The organism is Simiduia agarivorans SA1 = DSM 21679, from assembly GCF_000305785.2.
Lineage (GTDB): Bacteria > Pseudomonadota > Gammaproteobacteria > Pseudomonadales > Cellvibrionaceae > Simiduia > Simiduia agarivorans.
In genome coordinates this window covers 440806-459678 of record NC_018868.3, presented here as the reverse complement: position 1 = coordinate 459678, position 18873 = coordinate 440806, and the positions used below count along the sequence as shown (strand labels likewise).

Genomic DNA, 18873 nt, shown 5'->3' with positions numbered 1-18873 from the left:
ACGGCCCCTTTTTTTGCGTTAACTTTTCCTGCGCTAGGTTATAACGGCCAGAATTCACCCGCGCTCCACACGCCCCAGCCCATTTCCGGGTGCTCGTCTGCCAAATCAGCCAGCTCGTAAAACACATTGCGATGTATCAGCGCATCCAGTTCGTAACGCACACGGACTTTGGGCAGCGGCTCACCTTTGGCATTGTGCTCCACCACCAGCGGGTGCGATTTATCCAGCACTAACTTGTCGCCGGTCGCGGTTTCAAAGCTGACCGATTGCTCCTGTCCCTGCCCTTGCCGCCGCATGGCGATTACCAGTAACGGCGCTTCGTCCACCTGAATACGCCATTTTTCCACCGGCGTCACAAGAAAATATTCACCCTGTTCGTACCACAAAATAGACGCGAATAACCTGACCAAAGGACGCCGCCGGATTTCATCACCCTGATGAAACCAACGCCCTTCGCGGTCAATACGGATGTCGATGTCGCCACTGATCGGTGGCGACCACTTGTGCACCGGCGGCGCCTTCTTATAAGCCTCGACCTGTTGCTCGAGGGACTCAGGTGATTGCGTCATTTCAGCGGGGAAGCTCCCGTTGTTGGTAGGCATGATTCATGGCAAAAGTCTGAAACCCCCGATCAAACAGTTCAAATTTATCGTCATCCAAAGACGGCAACCAGCTTTCCTTGGCCAGCACCCGCACTGTATCTACCATTCTGCCTGACAAGGCATCGTAGACCCTGAGCTGGACACCCAGCCTGTCCCGACCAAACGCCTGGTCCGGCGTATCCGCACGCCATTCCTGCCAGGAATAGGCGCCATCGCCGTGGTAAAGCAGTGACGGCACAATCACGATCGACGCGCCCTGCGTACGCGCCACTCTGAGCGCGCCCGCCAGCGAAACCGGTTCGGCGGCGAGTGACACAACGGCAAATTCCTGCCGCAAGGCGGCAGCGAGACTTTTCGTCAGACGCAAATCAGCGGCGGGCTCTGGGCTGGCCTCGGGCGGCACCACCAGCCAATGACTGGTGCGTGGCACGACCCAATCGCGGCCGCCATAAATCTGCGCGCCGTCCAGCATTTGCAGATCGGTGAGCACCGAGCGGGTGGTGTCCACCGTGTGATGAAAGGTACAGCCCCACAGGGGGAAGCACAGTAACAATAACCAACGCATAACGGCTTTCCTTCAGCATGTGAAAAGCGATACGCAAAGACTGTGCCGGCTCAGAGTTTACGGGTGCTATCCAGATTGCCGATATGAACCCCGATATCCTTGATAAAGTTCATAACCCCTTCCATATCCTCCACCAGCGGCTGGAACGAACGGGAGTGGTACAACTCGACAGCACCTTGAGTCAGTGCCCAGTAGGCCGCGTAATAGTAGTAAGGCGGCACACGCTTCAGGCGACCTTCCTCGATACGTTTTTCAAACATCTCGTTTAACGTATCTTTGGTGGAATTGCGGATTGCATGCAACTCGTCAATGGCGTCCGGCGCCAGATTCAGCGAAATGATTTTTTCTTCCAAGCGTTGGAACAACCGGTCGCGTTGCGGATCGGCAATACGGGATTCAAAATAAATCCTCGCTGTCGCCGCAAAATCGCCCGATTGAGCAAGCTTAAAGCTTTCTTTCAGACGGTCGGCTAGCGCCTGCTCATAATCGAACAGCAGGCGCATATAGATTTCGACTTTCGAGGTGAAGTGCTTGTAGATAGTACCTTTACCGATATCCACCGACTCGGCTATTTGTTCCACCGTCACCTTTTCTTCGCCGTGCTCCAACAGCAACTGCAAAGCGGCATCCAGAATGCGCTGTTCGCGCTGGCGGAATTTCTGGACTTTCTCGCGGGCCTTATCCATGCTTCACACTCTCGATTCGTAAACGTGACTAATAGTAATATATAAGTCGCAAAACTTCTAAATTTCTGACCACCGAGTCGCAATCAGTCTGTCAAGCATAGCCAAGCTTGAGCGCGTGGCTAGCCTGCCGGCTATAAAACAGAGGCCTCAGCGCACTTTGACGCAGGGTCCTACCCGCGCCCATTCACCGAATTCATAGCGAAAAGTGACTGCATTTATGACCAACCCCCTGCTCAACATTCTGGATATCGAACAACTGGATCTGAATTTGTTCCGTTCCCGTCAGCACCAGGAGAACCACCGGCGCCATTTATTTGGCGGCCAGGTGCTCGGGCAGGCTCTGATGGCCGCAGCGCGCACGGTGAGCGGTCGTCAGCCCCACTCTATGCACGCTTATTTCCTGCGCGCCGGCACATCCGAAATGCCGGTAATATACGACGTTGAACCCGTGCGCGACGGGGGCAGCTTTTCCACCCGGCGGGTGGTCGCACGGCAAAAAGGGCGCCCGATATTCAACATGGCCTGCAGCTTCCATATTGAAGAATCCGGGTTCGAGCACGAAAAGGCCCTCGACCCTATGCCGCCAGCGCCAGAGTCCTTATCTAAAACCGGTTTTGTGAAAGGCGAAGTTTCCGACAAAGACCAATCGCCGGACGCCCACGCCATGTACTTCGACCTGCGCTCGGCCACGCCGGAAATGTACTTTTCCGAGGATGAGTATCCGGCGCACAGCCAGTTCTGGATGCGCGCCGCCAGCAAATTACCCGACGACCCGTTGATTCACTGCGCGGCACTCGCCTATGCCAGCGACATTGGCCTGATGGCAACCTCAACCCTGCCCCACCCCACCCACATCATGTCTGCCGGTCTTATGCCCGCCAGCATTGATCACGCCATGTGGTTTCATCGCCAATTCCGAATTGATGACTGGTTGCTGTACAGCACCGACAGCCCTTGGGCCGGCGGTGCCCGTGGCCTGAATCGGGGGCTGATCTATAACCGCGAAGGTCATCTGGTCGCCTCCACCGCACAGGAAGGATTAATCCGTCCAATAAAAAGCCAATAACGCCAGCGGCTTCTATACTCAATTGCAGATAAGCATGAGTGCAGGAGCCGTTTATATGTCTGACCGTTGCATTGCCGACGCCATTTCCGTTCTGGAAGAGCTGTACAGCAGCCTTGACGACGCCTATTGGGAAGCGTCATCCGTCGATACCAAAGACCGTTTCTACAGCCTGATCAGTGCAACCAACCATGAAATGTCGGAATTGGGAAAGCTGAGCATTCAGGACCACGACCTTACCTATGAACTGGTCAGCCGGGAATTCCAGATGGCTGTGCACAAGTTGGGGGATCTGGAGGAAGGGTTAGAAGACTCAGTATTGCGTGCCCGTACGGCCCTGCGACTGGCTGAAGCACTGAAAAGCTTGCGCCAGCTGATTAACTGAAACGCCATATACCAGAAGCAAACGCATGGCTTCCATATCCAGAACAAATTTGTTTAATAAACACCCGGCGCACACTGGCAAAGCCACCGTTTTCAACAATACTTAATTTACCGGCGGCGCTAATCCCCCAACCTGAACAGCAATGCCGGTGGCTATGCGAATAGCTGGTTTCTAGGATTTTATCCTTTATGTTTCACTCCTATAATGGTCTTGGCCCGGCGCTCTCCCCCAGAAACGCCGGGTTTTTTTTATGCGCGTTGCGCAGGCATTCGATAAACAGCGCCGATAAACGCGAAGGCTTGGGCGACAGTCGCCAGATAGCTTCAAATTGGCAGCGGTAATTAAAATCGTCATGATCAATGCGCTGGAGTAAACCGGCCGTTTCGAATTGTTGCGCATAGTGATCCGGCAGATAACCGATGTAGGCACCGGATAAAAGCAAGTGCACAATGGCTTCCTGATCATACACGGTGGCCTGTCGACGAAGCCCGGTGGCGTGCGCGACCTCCATATTGGGCGAGTGATAGCCCAAACCGGCATAGGCCGCTTGCAGTATCGCCGTACGATCGATGAGGGGCAGTGCCAGTATCGGGTGCGCTTTACTGCAATAGAGATACATCTGCTCGTTAAAAAGCGGCAAATAAGACAAGCTCGCTGATGGTCGGTGGCTGGGAATCACGCCACACTGAAAGCGGCCTTCGATCACACCCCGCTCAATTTCATTCAACGGTTCCACAAAAATTTCGATACCGGCGTCAGGCGCCTGCGCATGGAATTCCGACAGCGCGTCCGACAGATGGCACTCGGGATTGGTGGCGATCTTATCGAACAAGGCAATGGTCAGGGTGCCGGTCAGCTTGCGCTGGATGTCATTCACATCCGAGCGGAAATCATCCAACGAGCCCAGCAAACGCAATGTAGAAGCATACACCTCGCGCCCTTCGGCCGTTAAGCCAAAACCTGAACGCCCCCGGCGACACAAGGTGATGCCGAGGCGCTGCTCTAAATCCTTGATATGACGACTGATGGTAGACCGGCCGATATTCAGCTCCAGCTCCGCCGCCGAAATTCCACCACATTCGGTCACCACCTTGAAGACCCTCAGGAGCCGGATATCCGGGTCCGCCAACTGCCCCAACAGCGCCTTTTGTTTCATAATTATCACACTTTAGGTGTTTATTCTGTCATTTATGAAACTATACAAAGCCCCTAGACTGGCCGCAACCAGATAGAGGATACCCCATGGCCAATTACACGCCCGAATCGCTCGAAGCGCACTGGATGCCGTTCTCGGCAAACCGTGAGTTCAAATCCAATCCCCGCATGATCGCTTCAGCCGAAGGCGCGTGGTTTACCAGCGCCGATGGCCGGAAAATTTTCGACGGACTGTCCGGACTCTGGACCTGCGGTCTGGGCCACTGCCGCACTGAAATCAGCGATGCCATCGCCAAGCAGGCCAAAACCCTGGACTACAGCCCCGCCTTCCAGTTCGGCCACGAACTGAGTTTTGAGCTGGCCAACAAAATCAAAAGCCTGATGCCCGACGGGCTCGACTATGTGTTTTTCACCGGCTCCGGCTCTGAAAGCGCTGACACTTCACTGAAAATGGCTCGCGCCTACTGGCGCAAAAAAGGCATGCCCTCCAAAACCCGCCTGATCGGGCGCGCTAAGGGCTACCATGGGGTTAATTTTGGCGGCATCAGCGTAGGCGGTATCGGTGCCAATCGCGCGCTTTATGGCGATCTGATTGCCAGTGATCACCTGCCCCACACCATGCTCAAAGACCAGCCCTTCGTGAAAGGCCAGCCGCAAACCGGTGCCGAACTGGCCGATGAGCTGCTGGAAATTATCGCCCTGCACGATGCATCCAATATTGCTGCGGTCATTGTCGAGCCCTTTGCCGGCAGTGCCGGGGTGATTATTCCGCCGGTGGGTTACCTGCAGCGACTGAGAGAAATCTGTGACCAGCACAATATCCTGCTGATCTTTGATGAGGTGATTACCGCCTTCGGGCGCTGCGGCGCCATGACCGGGTCCGAGGCATTTGGTGTTACGCCCGACATCATCAATATCGCCAAGCAACTCACCAATGGCGCCGTGCCTATGGGCGCGGTGGTCGCCAAAGCCGAGATCTATGACACTTTCATGGCCGCCGGTGGTCCTGAGTACCTGCTCGAATTTCCCCATGGCTACACCTACTCTGCCCACCCGCTGGCCTGTGCTGCTGGCCTGGCCGCACTGGAGCTGCTGGAAAAAGAAAAACTGGTGCAGCGGGTTGCCGAGTACGCGCCCTACTTCGAAAACGAATTGCACAAGCTCAGGGATTGCCGCCATGTGGCCGGCATCCGCAACTATGGCTTTGCCGGTGCCCTATCGCTGGCCCACGCGCCCGGCGAGCCCGCCAAACGCCCCTGGCAAGTGGCCAGCGCCATGTGGGCCAAAGGTTTTTACGTGCGCTACGGCGGTGACACTGTCCAGCTCGGGTTGCCGTTCATTACCGAAAAACACGAAATAGACGAGCTACTGAACGCCTTGTCGGACACACTCAATTCCATCTAAGCAACAGGATTTCCCATGTCAGTTATCGGACACATCATCAACGGCGAACCCCATACCCCCGCCGAGCGCACCGCCAAGGTGTACAACCCGGCCACCGGCGTCAGCACCAAAACCGTGGCGCTGGCAAGCCAGGCTACCACTGAGCAGGCCATTGCCGCCGCCCAGGCCGCCTACCCGGCCTGGCGCCAGACACCCCCGTTGAAACGCGCACGTGTCATGTTCAACTTTAAAGCCCTGCTGGAGCAGCACGCCGACGAAATCTGTGCCCTGATCACCGACGAGCACGGCAAGGTGCTGAACGATGCCATGGGCGAGCTGCAACGCGGGATCGAAAACGTGGAATACGCCACTGCGGCGCCCGAGCTGCTCAAAGGCGAACACAGCAAAAACGCCGGCCCCAACATCGACAGCTGGTCTGAATTCCAACCGCTCGGCGTTGTTGCTGCCATTACCCCGTTCAACTTTCCGGCCATGGTGCCCCTATGGATGTGGCCCATGGCGGTGGTGTGCGGCAATACCGTGGTGCTGAAACCGTCCGAGCGGGCGCCCAGCGCGGTACGGTTTATTGTAGAGCTGGCGCACCAGGCCGGCCTGCCTAACGGCGTACTCAATCTCGTCAATGGCGATAAAGAGGCCGTGGATACCCTGCTGCAGGACGACCGCGTGCAGGCCGTGAGCTTTGTGGGCTCGACCCCCATTGCCGAATACATTTATGCCAGCGCCACCGCCAAAGGCAAACGCGTACAGGCGCTTGGTGGCGCCAAAAACCACGCCATCGTGATGCCTGATGCGGACATGGACAACGCCGTCAATGCACTCATTGGCGCGGCATACGGCTCCTGTGGTGAACGCTGTATGGCCATCTCCGTGGCCGTGGCGGTGGGCGATAAAACCGCCGACGAGCTGGTGGCCCGCCTGCAGGAGAAAATGGCCGCTATCAAAGTGGGCAACGGTTTGGACAACAGCAACGATATGGGCCCGTTGATCACTGCTGAACACAAGCAACGGGTATCCGGCTACATCGACGCGGGCGTTGCTGCGGGCGCGTCATTGGTAGTGGATGGCCGTGGGCTCGCCGTGGATGGTCATGAACAAGGCTACTTCCTGGGTCCCTGCCTGTTTGATCATGTCACGTCAGACATGAGCATCTATACCGACGAGATCTTCGGGCCAGTACTGTGTGTGGTGCGGGTCAAGACCATGCAGGAAGCTATGGACCTGATCAATGCCCACGAGTACGGCAACGGCACCTGCATTTTCACCCGCGATGGCGAGGCCGCGCGCTACTTTGGCGACAACATCCTGGTGGGCATGGTGGGCATCAACATTCCATTGCCGGTACCCATGGCTTTCCATAGCTTCGGCGGCTGGAAGCGTTCGCTGTTCGGTGATTTGTCGGCCTACGGCCCGGATGCAGTGCGGTTTTACACCCGCCGCAAAACCCTGACTCAACGCTGGCCATCCGCCGGGGTACGCGAAGGCGCCCAGTTCAGCTTCCCCAGCTGATTGCGCCGAGGTATCGAAAACTGGCTGGCATGGTTATAATCGCCTGATAAGGGAGAGACCAAGCAACCATGACAGCCAGCCTTGCCAATCATCATTGCCCCCACAACAACGCCGTATCCTGTGGCGATTGCAGGCTCAGCTCAATCTGTCTGCCCATCAGTGTCAAAATTGATGATATCGATCGCATCGACGGCATTATCAAGCGCGGTCGCCCCCTGCAGAAAGGCGAATACCTGTTCCGCGCCGGTGAAGAATTCAGTTCGGTTTACGCCGTGCGTTCAGGCAGCCTCAAAACCCTCACCATCACAGACAATGGCGACGAGCAGATCACCGGCTTTTTCCTGCCGGGTGAAGTCATGGGCCTGGATGGCATCGGTCACAGCAAGCACACCAACTCCGCCATCGCATTGGAAACCTGTGCAGTGTGCGAAATTCCCTTTACTCAGATGACAGAGCTCAGCCTGCAACTGCCCTCTTTGCAGCAGCATTTTTTCCAGTTGATGAGCAAAGAGATTACCTATGAGCAGCAGCTGGTCACACTACTGTCGAAAAACACGGCAGAAGAACGCGTAGCCTCTCTGTTATTGAGTATTTCGTCACGCAATCAGCGCCGGCATTTGTCTGGCACCCGCTTCCGGCTGTCCATGTCCCGTGCGGATATCGGAAACTTTCTCGGTTTAACGGTTGAAACCGTGTCCCGCGTCTTCAGCCGATTACAAAAACTCAGCATTATCGAGGTGGACAAAAAAGAGATCGAAATTGCCGATCTCGACGCCTTGAAAAGCGCCGCCTCCGCACAGTAACGCCTACCGTGAATACAGACGCGCTCTTTGCAGCCATCGACGCTGCCAACCACGCTGATCCCGAACAAGTAACCCACGACGGTAAGCCGCTGGGCGCCTGTGAGCTGTATGGCATACGCATGACCCAATGCCAACAGGCCCTGTATCCCGCTGCCGGCACCGCGCTGCAAATCGCTTGCCGGGCCCAGCACCTGGAGCGCTGGGTTATCGCGCGCAAAGACTACCCAATGGATCGTCAGGGCTACCATCGCTGGCGCACAGAGCTCGGTAAACACCACGCGGACCGCTGCGCGGAAATCCTGGCACAGTTTGATGCACCCGCCACGCTGATCGAACAAACCAGCGCCCTGCTGCGAAAGGAAAAGTTGAAAACCAATCCCGACACCCAGTGCCTGGAAGACGTAGCCTGTCTGGTTTTTCTGTCCCATTATTTCGCCGACTTCAGCGCCAAACACCCAGAAGAAAAAGTGATCGATATTCTGCGTAAAACCTGGCGCAAGATGTCCGACAACGGCCAGAAAGCGGCCCTGGCACTGACGTTGCCAGCGCACCTGAGCACACTGGTCGGCAAGGCACTGCAAGCATGATTATTGCCATCAAACATCTGCACATGAGCCTCGCTATGCTGTCGATTGCAGGTTTTTTATTGCGCAGCTACTGGTTATTGAATGAGTCCCGCTGGTTCTCGGCCCGGCTCACTAAAATACTGCCCCATGTCATTGATACCGCCCTGCTGGGCAGCGCCATTACGTTACTGGTGTTGTACCACTGGAACCCGCTGGATCATGCCTGGTTGATTGCAAAAATCTTTGCCCTGCTCGCGTACATCGGTGCGGGCATCTATGCCTTTCGGCTGGCGCGCAACAAACGCGAGCAAGTGCTGGCTGTTGCAACAGCCGTCGTAATCATCGGCTACCTGCTTGGAGTGGCCCTCACCAAATCCCCTTCGCTGTTATTGATTTAAAACTATGTGGTTCAAAAATTTACAGGTCTATCGCCTTGGCGATGGTCACAGCATCGATTTATCAACGTTGGCTGAACAGTTGGAACAAGACCGGTTTGCCCCCTGCAGCCAACAGGCACAATTCAGCCTGGGCTGGGCATCACCCTATGGCAAGCACCACCCCGGCCTGGCTCACCTGGGCCAGAATGCAGCCCTCATCAGCCTGCGCCGTGAAGACAAGGTGCTCCCTGCCGCCGTCATCCGCGAAATGGTCGAAGAGAAAGCCGCCGCGATTGAAGCCGAAGAGCAACGCCGCGTTTACCGCAAGGAAAAAGAACAGTTTAAAGAAGAGATTCTGTTTGAATGCCTGCCCAGAGCCTTGCGCAAAAGCCGCAGAACCCAGGCCATCATCGACCTGGAGGCCGGGCTGATCATCGTCGACGCCGCCAGCCCGAACCGGGCGGAAGAGCTGACCAGTACGCTGCGTCAATCGCTGGGCAGCTTGCCGCTGACACCGGTTCAGTACAACTACAGTCCCGCCACCGTGATGACCCAATGGGTTAATGGTGAGCCTCTCCCAGAGGAGTGGAAATTGGGACAGGAGTGCGAATTACGTGAACCCGGTGAAGAAGGGGCCATATTGCGCTGCCGGCGGCACGACCTGCTGTGCGACGAGATTCAAAGCCATTTAGCCGCCGGCAAGCAAGTCGCTCAACTGGCCCTGAACTGGCGCGAACAACTCCAGTTCCTGCTGACCCAGGAAGGCACCATCAAACGACTGAGCCTGGGTGACGACCTCAAGCAAGAGGCCCGAGACAGCGCGGAAGACCCTCTCAGCCAATTGGATGCGGAGTTCTCGTTGCTGCTGTTGAGCTTGCGCCAGCTTTTACCGGAAATGGCCAGTGCCCTGGGCGATCTGAAACAAAACGCCGTATAAATGAGACTTTAGTTCGACTATATGAGCCAAACTGCGGCCTGCTGCTCATACCATTTGACTAGCAGGTCACACCTTTACCCGTTGACATTCGCTAATGCTTGACGTATACACTGAAAGTCAGCGGCGTAAATAACGCCAGAGAATAATAACTGCGGCGGCTAATCATGAAAAAGATAATTTTTGCATTGGGGCTCATAGGACTGTGTTCAGCCCCCGCCACCTTAGCGTGCAACGAAGACTGCCTTAGGGACAAAGCAGAACAAGCATCCGGCACTGAATTTCCCGGATACCTGAGCTGGAAGTATTGCGATAGCATCCGGAACGAATTCATGACCTCCTCCATGAAGAGCCTGCAAACCTATGCAGATTCCCGCCTGGACATGAATTACCGTAAGAGCATGCGCAATATCAAAGATTACCTGGGACAGCGCAAAGACTGGCTGAGCGAGTGCGATGGCTACATGCAGGCCACCAATCGCGGCCGGGTGTTTAATGACGACAAGACCACCAATACGATTTTCACTGCGATGGACGAAGTAAACACCGAGCTCGATTCACTGCTCAGTGGCGTGACCTATGCAGGACAGGAGTCGGACACGGCGGTAGCGTCACAGAAGTTCCAGCAACTTTTTACCCAGGTGGAGAATCACAAGAACCGCCTGCTGCTGAAAGGCCAGATGATCACCTCTCGCTGACGCCTGATTTCACTTTACAGCACAAATAAAAACGCCAGCTTATGCTGGCGTTTTTGCGTCCGGGCTTTTTCGCTTTATGCTCAACACCGGTCGGTCAGAGGGTGACTTGGGCATTGCCGGCGCCACCCGCTTGGCGGCACTGGCTATCGCCTCAACACCATGGCGCAATAAACGAACCTGTTCAATTGCACTTAAACCGGGCGGAAAGCGGCCAGGATTTACGGCCGAAGGATCTTTAGGGTTTCCTTCAATGGTGAGCGTAAACCCACTCGGGTGCGAAGCCGAGCGACCATCGCCACCCACTTTCCAATCATCAAAGTCCATCAATACCACCTTCCCTTCTGATCGCACAGGGTCACATTACCGCCTTCGAACTGGCTACCGCTTATCAGTGGGGGCATTAGACCACAGATACCCATAAGACGATACTAGACCTTTGCCTAACAGCGCCGACCACGCCAACTGAGTCCCTGAATTTGGCATCAAATTCAACCACATGCGCCACAATTCACCTGACAGACACCAACCCCAGCTGATCAAGCAGGTTGGGGTCATCAAAGTGTCGCCGGCCGGTGAACGCAATGGCATGGCGTCCCGGTGCCCGCATACTGCCAGCGGAAGGTATGCCCATGGGCCAGAAGAAATAGCGCTCAAGTCGCCCGGACTCGGGAATATAGCCTTGCGGATTGAACAAACGCCGATGCGCTTTAACCCGCTGGGAGAGGCCTTGTTTACTGCCAATCATGGCGGGTGCCAACTGCAAAGCCGCCATCGGCTCATACTTATCGATTGGCGCCCGGACGCCCACCACACTGTGGCTATCCGCCGTAACCAGTAACAGCGGATTCGGGTGGCTCAGCGACGGGCCGACATACACCGGCTCCTGCCAATAGCCGTCCTCGGCAGTTATGCGATAACCCGAGGCCGGAAAAACCTGATACCAGCACCCGCAGGTGTGCATCACATCAAACGCGAGCGGCTCCAGCGACTGGTCCAGATGCACTCGCCAATGCAAGCCGTCGAGCGTGCCGGCCAGCGGGTCCCAGCGGCCATTGGCGGGGCGCTGAGCAAACCACACCTGATAGTTTAACTGCAGCGTTTGCCGGCCCTGGAATTCGCCCACGGAGGCGAACACCAAAAGGGTCGGTTGCGCCTGCCATTGCAACTCGCCCGCCGGGTCACGCACGGGTAATCCGGGCCGGTTCAGTGAGACATCAGCGCCCTTTTCAACCGCAAATTGCGGGGCGAACTGACGCAATACATCCTGCGTTAACGCCTGTCTGAACGGGGGCGCCAACAGTGGATTACTGACGATCAGCCCGAGGGAGGACGTATCCATACCGAATACCGACCAACGCTCATCGCTCAACGCCGCCTGCGCAAACGCCGAATAGTGCTGTTCGGTTTTAATCAACTCCCGCTCGACCCCCATCACAAAAGGAATCCGGGTCAATGGATAAACGCCCAACGCCCTCAGTGTAAGCCGGTATTCATCGGGGTATCGGGGTGTATGTCCGGCAAGCGTCAGTGGCCCGACATAAGCACAATCGGCGGACTGGTCGTGCACGCTGGTAGCCTCGGTTGCCATCGCAGCACTCCAATCCCACCAAGCCTCAGAACCGTCAGCAATGGAGGCCAGATAACGGCTTACGGCGTAGCGCCCATGCGCGTCCACAGGCGCATAAACGGGATCTTTCAGTAACAGATCTGAACAGGAAGGATGTTTAACCGGCAGGTCCGAGCAGGCACTCAGTAGCAGCAGTGACAGGCAAAGAAGCGTACAGCGCACTGCCACCGCGCCGTCAGCCCCGCTGGCCCGACTTGAGCTGGCGCTCGGTGGGTGCCCGGCCAATATGCGCCTCGTTGCGCGCTTTGGCTATCTGGATCTGGCGCTGGCGCTCGCTGAAGCGTCTGCGCTGATCCGGGCTGAGGCTATCGTGGCAACGGGGGCAGGCAACCCCTTCCTCATAATGAGGTGACTGCTTGTCCTTATCGGTAATGGGATGGCGGCAACCGTGGCACAGATCGAACGACCCCTTTTCCAGGGCGTGGTTCACGGTAACCCGGTTATCAAACACGTAGCATTCGCCATTCCACAGACTTTGCTCGGCCGGCACCTTTTCCAGATATTTGAGAATGCCGCCTTTCAGGTGATACACCTCTTCAAAGCCTTGCTGCTTCAGTAACGCCGTGGACTTCTCGCAGCGGATACCTCCGGTACAGAACATGGCAACCTTCTTGTGTTTGGCCGGATCGAGGGTTTTTGCAACATAAGAAGGAAACTCCCGGAAACTCTCGGTTTCAGGGTTGATAGCGCCCTTGAAACTGCCCACTTCATACTCGTAGTAATTGCGGGTATCCACCAGGGTCACATCGGGGTCTGAGATGAGTGCATTCCAGTCTTCAGGCTCAACATACGTGCCCACAACCTGGCGCGGGTCGATACCCTCGACGCCCATGGTAACGATTTCTTTCTTGAGTTTGACCTTGGTACGGTAAAAAGGCACGGCGTCTTCATAGGACTCTTTATAGTCGAGCTCGGCAAAGGCCGGTATGGCCTTCAGATACGCCAACAGCCCGTCTATGGCCTCACGGGACCCAGCAACCGTGCCGTTAATACCCTCGGATGCCAGCAATAAGGTGCCCTTGACCCCCAAGCGCTCCATTTCCAGGCGCAGTGGCTCACGGAGCGATTCATATTCGGGCAAGGTGACAAATTTATAGAGGGCACAAACTACGGCGGTCATTGGTCTACCAAATGGTTAAATCTTAAAAAGGCGCGCATTGTAGTGATTGAGCAATAAATGCACAACTCACTTACTGCCACCCAGGCATTGGGGCGAGGCTGCCGCCTGCTCTCCAGCCCATTGTTCTGGCGCCCAGGTGTGCAGGGCCAGCGCATGGATTTCCTGCATCAGACTACCCAACGCCGCATAAACCATCTGGTGTTGCTGAACCGGACGCTTACCGGAGAACTTCTCGGAAACCATTTGCACCTTAAAGTGAGATTCCGACCCGGGCGGTACATTGTGCATATGACTCTCGTTTGCCACCTGAAGGTGGGAGGGTGAAAAGGCCGCTGTCAGGCTGTCGATTAAACGCTGTTGCTTGGTCATATCTACCTTCGTTACATCCAATGAATCCGCCGATCACCCGGCTCTGGAGCCCCGCGGGTCGCCAGCATAATGGCACGCAAGAACCAACTACGATGCCGTACGTCCCGATAACGGCGCGCACATCGCCAATATTGCGACGCAGGTACCAGTTTAGGAACCGGAAAAACGTATGATACGGCAACACCAAGGACAAGGTGTAACTAAAAAAACTCTGTCTTAGGTGTAGGAATGAACGATAAACACAAACCGCTGTTCGTGGAGCGCCGGTCTGGCGCTGACCGCAGAAAAGACCCTGACCGCTGCGCCGGTATGACATTTGACCTCTACCACCGCAAACGCCGTCGCTCCAAAGATCGGCGCGCCGTCGGCCGCTCGCTTACCGAGGATATAGTGGCGTTTTACTCAGCCCAGGAAACGGAAGCCAAAGATACCCCGGTGCACTGAACACCATTAACCATCTACCGGGTAGTGGACAAACCGGCTGAAAAAATCCTGCGCGCTGAAATTTTTCCTTACCTGGGCATAGTAATCCTGATGCCGGTGACGATGTGAATTGTGGCCCTCGTACTGTAAATGATCCAGACAGGCGGCACAGACCTGGGCGACATCAGGCGGCTGGGTTCCCACCACGACATCGCCACTCAATGTCATCTGGTCACAAAAACACAGGTGATACACGCTTTGTTGCATCACATCGGCGGACCAGAGAATGACCCGGGCGTTTTTGAACGCAAAGGTTTTGTCATCCAAAGGCCGGATCGCCTGCAGTGGCAAGCGCAGCCCCTGAACCAACGCCAGACGCTCGTCTCCCGTGAGATGGCGTTTAGGGTCAAAAAACTCGTAATGACCAAGGGCCACCGCCTGCATTTTTTCCCGCAGTGCTTGTAGCGGGGCAAAGTTATCGAAGTCCGGCAGGTTCATCGCACGTCCTGCAAAATGGTCGCGATACGAGAATCCGCATCGGTCCGCACCCTGAATTCCACCCGGCGCGAACGCACCTCGTCTTCTGCGCCATCGGCTTGCAAAACGGGCTTGGAGGAGGACAATCCGTTCGCCGTCAGGTGACGGATCAGCCAGGCCTTTTCTGTCTGCACGGCGTCCAACGCCAACAGAAACGCCACCGCCGATCGCGTGCGCGCCTGGGACAGGTTCATATTTTTGATATAGGCCTCATCCACCGGTGCGCCCTGCCCCCAATCGCTGGAAGTATGGCCCTCTATGCGCACTTCCAGAATATCGTTGCGATAGGGTTCGGCGGTGAGAATTCTGATGTAACGCGGAAAGAAATCGGCCAGAATTTCCGCGAACGCAGGGTTAAGATCTGAATCACCCCGTTCAAATAAAAGCTCCGTATTGTAAAAACGCAAACTCAAATCAGGGTTCAATTCAGCCCCCCAACGGGGCAGATCCGCTTCAAACTCCGCCTGTAAGTCCTGATACAGTTGCGTACGCAAGCGATCGTACAGAATGGCAACATCTTTTATTTTGCGCGACTCAATTTCCAACTGGACCATGTAGATCACGGAAATCAACAGAAACACCATCATGAGCCCGCCCATCAGATCGCTGACAGAAACCCAATGCTCTTCCTGTTCGGTAAAATCAGTCGGCGAGGACGCCAGTTCTGGGTTTGGTTCCGGTACGACTGCCATTGGCCTGTTCCGCAAGTTGAATCAATGTGCGTAATCGCTCGGTGAGCGGCGTGTAATCGTTAACAAATTTTTCCGACAAGGACGTCATCTGGTAACCGAAAGTCTTGAGTGCCTGCACCAGTTCCTGCTCAAGTCCCCGCTCAATTCGGGCAAGATGATCAGCCACCCGCTGGTCTGTACCACTGGCCAGCTCGGCCAGAGTGGCATGCACCTGTTGCGACGTATTCGCCAACGCCTGGGTTGCCGCTTGCAGATTCTCACTCACTTCGCGCTGACTGCGCGCCAGGTTGTCTGCCAGCTCGTCGGTCATGTGCCGGAGTTTTTCACCCATGGCAGGCAAACCCTCGGCGGCCCGACTTGATACTTCGGCGAGTAATTCCAGGTGATGCGCCAATTGTTTCGATTGTGACTCAGTCCCGGCCAACATATCGCCCAGTGATTGGGACACCTTGGTAAATACATCGGCGTGCGCCACCATGTCGCCATAGGCACTGGCTGCCTTGTCCAACAATTCGCCATTAGCTTTTTGTGCTTGCAACAAGGCATCCAGTTCATGACGGTAGCTTTCCTGCCAGTGCAACAGCTTACCCACGGCGTCGTTCAGGGCCTGGAAGTTTTCGCCGTATTGGGTGTTGATCTCCGCGTTGAAATCCCGCATGACCTTATCTACTGCCTTAACCAGCGCTTCGGCATTGGCCCGGGCCATGCCCGCCTGGTAATCCGACAGTTGATTCACCAGCTGATTGAAGCTGGCTTTCTGTTCTTGCTTGAGGGACAACAACTGGGCACGCACGCCCTGCACTTCATCGGTGGTGAGTGCCTGGTGAATATCAGTCAGTAAATTCGCCACATCGGTAAGGCTGGCCGCCTGAAACGCTTCAGCCCGACGCCGTTGGCGGGCGATGGCAAACAGGTGCCTGAACTTCACCATCAACGCGCCCAGCAGGCCCGCAATGGACGTCCAGAACGCCGTTTTCAGCCCGTTAATCAGTTGCGGCACACTGGCACTGATATCGGCGGTATCAAAATGCAATAAACCCAGTGCCACACCCAGAAAGGTGCCGAAAATACCGGTGCTGGTGAGTATCGCAGGCGACTGCGCGGCGCTGTGGCTGTTGTAGCCGGGGCCGGCAAAGTACAGTGAGAGGCAACTGATGAGAATCAGCAAACCGGTGGTCAAAGGCGGCAACTGGGCCCAGAAATCCATGGCGGTACCTTATTGTTTAGGTACCTTTATAGCTACTTGCCATTTAACTTACAACATCTGTCAGGCGGTTCAGCCAAGGCCTTTGCCATGAGGGGAACCAGGTTCCCCCTACTTACAATCGACGTCTGATCAATCGACGCGCCGTTTGGCACGCTGTCCGCGATTATCCAGTCGCTGATCGATTCGCTCGCCTTTATTGTCAAGCCGTTGATCAATCCAGTCGCCCTTGCGATCCAGGCGCGCATCGATGCGGTCACCCTTGGCGTCCAGATGATCAGCCTTGCGCTCATGGCCATTGGCCTCGGCCAGATCTGCACGTCGATCCAGACGCTGGTCTATACGATCGCCCTTATTATCCAGACGTTGGTCGATGCGATCGCCCTTGTTGTCCAGACGGGTCTCGATTCGGTCACCTTTTTTGTCGAGACGCTGCTCCAGCCGGTCGGCACGATCGCTCAGGTTGTCAGCCGTGGCCAGGGGAGCAGATAAACAAAACAGGCAAGCTGCGATCAATGGGGTTTTCATGGGATGTCTCCGCGTTTTATTGGTATCTGTACCCTTTAAAACGCAGTCCCGGCTCAGGCGTTGACAGGCGTCATAAAACTTCCGCTTAACTGAGCCGCCAGTTCAGCCAGATTCCAACGACCATCCGGCTTGTACCAATGCCAGGTTTCCATGGCGGCCCCCCGGATAAACTGCCGGGCCAGAAAAGGCTCCGTGGTCAGCCTGCCCTGCTCCGCCAGCTGGCTCAGCACAGACAGCCAGCGTGCCTCATAGTCCGCCCGCAGGCCGAGAATACGGGCCTGGCTGGCTTCGCTGAGCGCCCGCCATTCAGTCACCAGAATACTGAGGCCGGTGCCTATTTCTGCATAAATGGCCCGCAACTCACAGTGCACCAAAGCGGTCAGCTGATCACCCGGATCGTCCACAGACGCCATCTGCTTCTGCATTTCGGCATCCACCAACAGAATCAGCTCCTCCATCAACTGCGCCAGAATGGCCTCCTTGTTGGGAAAGTGATGAAACAAGCTTCCCGATAGGATACCCACATCGGCGGCGATGTCCCTCACCGTAGTGCGGTTAAAGCCCTTTTCCCGGAACAGGGCAGCAGCGGCACGCAGAATATTGCCTTTGGCGGAATTGGGGTCATTGAGTAACGCGGTCATGGTCGGTATCTAAACTGTGGACTGGCGGTCATTACATAGAATCCACCAGGCACTTGTCAACCAAGCGCTTGCTTGGTAGATTCATTCCAACACAATTTTCACTGGAGCCTGGATATGAGCGATCTGGCCGTCATCACCTGCGCACTCACCGGCGTACTGACCAACCCCAAGCAGCACCCGGTACCGGTTACCGCCGCGGAAATGGCTGCATCAGCCAAAGCCGCGTTTGATGAAGGCGCCTCCGTTATGCATGTGCATTTCCGCCAACAGGCGCCAGAACTGGGCCACCTGCCCAGCTGGGAGCCGGAGGTGGCAGCCGAAGTGGCCGATGCCATACGGGCCGCTTGCCCCGGCGTCCTGCTTAATTTTTCCACAGGCACCATCGGCCGAGATCAATCCGGCCCCATTGCCTGTCTGGAGCGCTGCAAACCGGAAATCGGTGCCTGTAATGCCGGCAGCCTCAACTACCTGAAGGCCCGCAGTAACGGCCAATGGGCCTGGCCGCCCATGCTGTTTGAAAACACCGTGGAAAAAATCGAAGAACTGCTGGCGGTGATGCGGCAAACCAATACCCGGCCGGAATTTGAGTGCTTTGATACCGGCATCGTGCGTTCGGTGGCCATGTTCGAACAGGTGGGAATGATCGACCGCGCCAGTTTCAATTTTGTCATGGGCGTGGATTCCGGCATGCCTGCCGATGCGGATCTGCTGGCACTGCTGTTGCGCTACCTACCCCAGAACAACCCCTGGCAAACCACACTGATTGGCCGGGAAGCCATCTGGCCCGTACACCGCAAAGCCGCCGAGTTGGGCGGGCATTTGAGAACCGGATTGGAAGACACGTTTTATTTACCCAATGGCGAGCGCGCGCGCTCCAATGGTGAACTGATTGCCGCGCTCGCCAGTATCGCGCACGAGACCGGCCGGACCGTCGCCACGCCTGCTCAGGCACGCGAGCTGTTTTTGTAAGCCGGCAAACCCAATAAAG

Annotated in this window: 24 protein-coding genes; 11 read left to right on the top strand and 13 right to left on the bottom strand. The window is 56.1% G+C overall.

The annotated features are described in order from the left end of the window. Positions 1-38 precede the first annotated feature (38 nt). The 3 genes from M5M_RS02035 to M5M_RS02025 are packed head-to-tail and all read right to left on the bottom strand — an operon-like array spanning position 39 to position 1853. A complete protein-coding gene (locus M5M_RS02035) occupies positions 39-569 on the bottom strand; it encodes a DUF1285 domain-containing protein (protein WP_015045797.1) in 531 nt (176 codons plus the stop codon). Position 570: 1 nt separating this feature from the next. Beyond that, positions 571-1167, bottom strand: a complete 597-nt coding sequence (locus M5M_RS02030) for a DUF4823 domain-containing protein (RefSeq protein WP_015045796.1) — start codon at positions 1165-1167, stop codon at positions 571-573. A 50-nt stretch (positions 1168-1217) separates the two neighbouring features. Beyond that, complete coding sequence (locus M5M_RS02025) at positions 1218-1853, bottom strand: TetR/AcrR family transcriptional regulator (RefSeq protein ID WP_015045795.1); 636 nt, start codon at positions 1851-1853, stop codon at positions 1218-1220. Between the two features lie 217 nt (positions 1854-2070). Between M5M_RS02025 and M5M_RS02020 the strand changes: the two genes are divergently transcribed. Continuing rightward, positions 2071-2919 (top strand): acyl-CoA thioesterase, encoded by an 849-nt coding sequence (locus M5M_RS02020; RefSeq protein WP_015045794.1) that lies wholly within the window; start codon positions 2071-2073, stop codon positions 2917-2919. A gap of 55 nt (positions 2920-2974) precedes the next feature. After that, positions 2975-3301, top strand: coding sequence for a hypothetical protein (locus M5M_RS02015; protein ID WP_015045793.1), 327 nt, complete (start codon positions 2975-2977; stop codon positions 3299-3301). A gap of 199 nt (positions 3302-3500) precedes the next feature. On the opposite strand, the gene M5M_RS02010 is transcribed toward M5M_RS02015, so the two are convergent. Then, the gene (locus M5M_RS02010) at positions 3501-4457 is read right to left on the bottom strand and encodes a LysR family transcriptional regulator (protein WP_015045792.1); all 957 of its coding nucleotides are present in this window, start codon (positions 4455-4457) and stop codon (positions 3501-3503) included. Between the two features lie 86 nt (positions 4458-4543). On the opposite strand from M5M_RS02010, the gene aptA reads away from it, so the two are divergent. The 7 genes from aptA (at position 4544) to M5M_RS01975 (ending at position 10744) form a co-directional block, all read left to right on the top strand. Then, positions 4544-5860, top strand: a complete 1317-nt coding sequence (gene aptA / locus M5M_RS02005; RefSeq protein ID WP_015045791.1) for an omega-aminotransferase AptA — start codon at positions 4544-4546, stop codon at positions 5858-5860. 15 nt (positions 5861-5875) lie between these two features. Beyond that, positions 5876-7366, top strand: coding sequence for a CoA-acylating methylmalonate-semialdehyde dehydrogenase (locus M5M_RS02000; RefSeq protein ID WP_015045790.1), 1491 nt, complete (start codon positions 5876-5878; stop codon positions 7364-7366). 68 nt (positions 7367-7434) lie between these two features. Then, entirely contained in the window at positions 7435-8169 is a 735-nt protein-coding gene (gene fnr, locus M5M_RS01995) for a fumarate/nitrate reduction transcriptional regulator Fnr (RefSeq protein WP_015045789.1), read from the top strand. An 8-nt stretch (positions 8170-8177) separates the two neighbouring features. Continuing rightward, a complete protein-coding gene (locus tag M5M_RS01990; protein WP_015045788.1) occupies positions 8178-8756 on the top strand; it encodes a DUF4202 domain-containing protein in 579 nt (192 codons plus the stop codon). Then, entirely contained in the window at positions 8753-9133 is a 381-nt protein-coding gene (locus M5M_RS01985; RefSeq protein ID WP_015045787.1) for a SirB2 family protein, read from the top strand. The genes M5M_RS01990 and M5M_RS01985 overlap by 4 nt, the downstream gene beginning before the upstream one ends. A gap of 4 nt (positions 9134-9137) precedes the next feature. Next, positions 9138-10049, top strand: coding sequence for a recombination-associated protein RdgC (locus M5M_RS01980; RefSeq protein WP_015045786.1), 912 nt, complete (start codon positions 9138-9140; stop codon positions 10047-10049). Between the two features lie 164 nt (positions 10050-10213). Further along, positions 10214-10744: a hypothetical protein gene (locus M5M_RS01975; RefSeq protein ID WP_016389170.1), complete on the top strand. Its 531-nt coding sequence runs from the start codon at positions 10214-10216 to the stop codon at positions 10742-10744. Between the two features lie 39 nt (positions 10745-10783). On the opposite strand, the gene M5M_RS01970 is transcribed toward M5M_RS01975, so the two are convergent. The 4 genes from M5M_RS01970 to M5M_RS01955 all read right to left on the bottom strand — a co-directional run bounded on the left by M5M_RS01970 (position 10784) and on the right by M5M_RS01955 (position 13860). Then, positions 10784-11068: a hypothetical protein gene (locus tag M5M_RS01970; RefSeq protein ID WP_015045784.1), complete on the bottom strand. Its 285-nt coding sequence runs from the start codon at positions 11066-11068 to the stop codon at positions 10784-10786. 184 nt (positions 11069-11252) lie between these two features. Beyond that, a complete protein-coding gene (locus M5M_RS19260) occupies positions 11253-12533 on the bottom strand; it encodes a hypothetical protein (RefSeq protein ID WP_015045783.1) in 1281 nt (426 codons plus the stop codon). Positions 12534-12546: 13 nt separating this feature from the next. Continuing rightward, on the bottom strand, positions 12547-13491 hold the full coding sequence (trhO, locus tag M5M_RS01960) for an oxygen-dependent tRNA uridine(34) hydroxylase TrhO (RefSeq protein ID WP_015045782.1): 945 nt from the start codon (positions 13489-13491) through the stop codon (positions 12547-12549). A 66-nt stretch (positions 13492-13557) separates the two neighbouring features. Then, positions 13558-13860 carry a BolA family protein gene (locus tag M5M_RS01955; RefSeq protein ID WP_015045781.1) on the bottom strand — a complete coding sequence of 101 codons (303 nt, stop codon included), beginning with the start codon at positions 13858-13860 and terminating at the stop codon, positions 13558-13560. 228 nt (positions 13861-14088) lie between these two features. Between M5M_RS01955 and M5M_RS01950 the strand changes: the two genes are divergently transcribed. After that, on the top strand, positions 14089-14304 hold the full coding sequence (locus M5M_RS01950) for a hypothetical protein (protein ID WP_016389169.1): 216 nt from the start codon (positions 14089-14091) through the stop codon (positions 14302-14304). A 6-nt stretch (positions 14305-14310) separates the two neighbouring features. Here the strand turns inward: M5M_RS01950 and M5M_RS01945 are convergent, their stop codons facing one another. The 5 genes from M5M_RS01945 to M5M_RS01925 form a co-directional block, all read right to left on the bottom strand. Next, a complete protein-coding gene (locus M5M_RS01945) occupies positions 14311-14781 on the bottom strand; it encodes a hypothetical protein (protein ID WP_016389168.1) in 471 nt (156 codons plus the stop codon). Continuing rightward, the gene (locus M5M_RS01940) at positions 14778-15512 is read right to left on the bottom strand and encodes an OmpA family protein (protein ID WP_015045779.1); all 735 of its coding nucleotides are present in this window, start codon (positions 15510-15512) and stop codon (positions 14778-14780) included. The genes M5M_RS01945 and M5M_RS01940 overlap by 4 nt, the downstream gene beginning before the upstream one ends. Next, positions 15463-16719 carry a hypothetical protein gene (locus M5M_RS01935; protein WP_015045778.1) on the bottom strand — a complete coding sequence of 419 codons (1257 nt, stop codon included), beginning with the start codon at positions 16717-16719 and terminating at the stop codon, positions 15463-15465. The genes M5M_RS01940 and M5M_RS01935 overlap by 50 nt, the downstream gene beginning before the upstream one ends. A gap of 129 nt (positions 16720-16848) precedes the next feature. Continuing rightward, positions 16849-17244, bottom strand: coding sequence for a hypothetical protein (locus M5M_RS01930; RefSeq protein WP_015045777.1), 396 nt, complete (start codon positions 17242-17244; stop codon positions 16849-16851). A 53-nt stretch (positions 17245-17297) separates the two neighbouring features. Next, positions 17298-17885, bottom strand: a complete 588-nt coding sequence (locus M5M_RS01925) for a TetR/AcrR family transcriptional regulator (protein WP_015045776.1) — start codon at positions 17883-17885, stop codon at positions 17298-17300. Between the two features lie 114 nt (positions 17886-17999). On the opposite strand from M5M_RS01925, the gene M5M_RS01920 reads away from it, so the two are divergent. Then, the gene (locus tag M5M_RS01920) at positions 18000-18854 is read left to right on the top strand and encodes a beta-keto acid cleavage family enzyme (RefSeq protein WP_015045775.1); all 855 of its coding nucleotides are present in this window, start codon (positions 18000-18002) and stop codon (positions 18852-18854) included. The last annotated feature ends 19 nt before the right edge of the window (positions 18855-18873 follow it).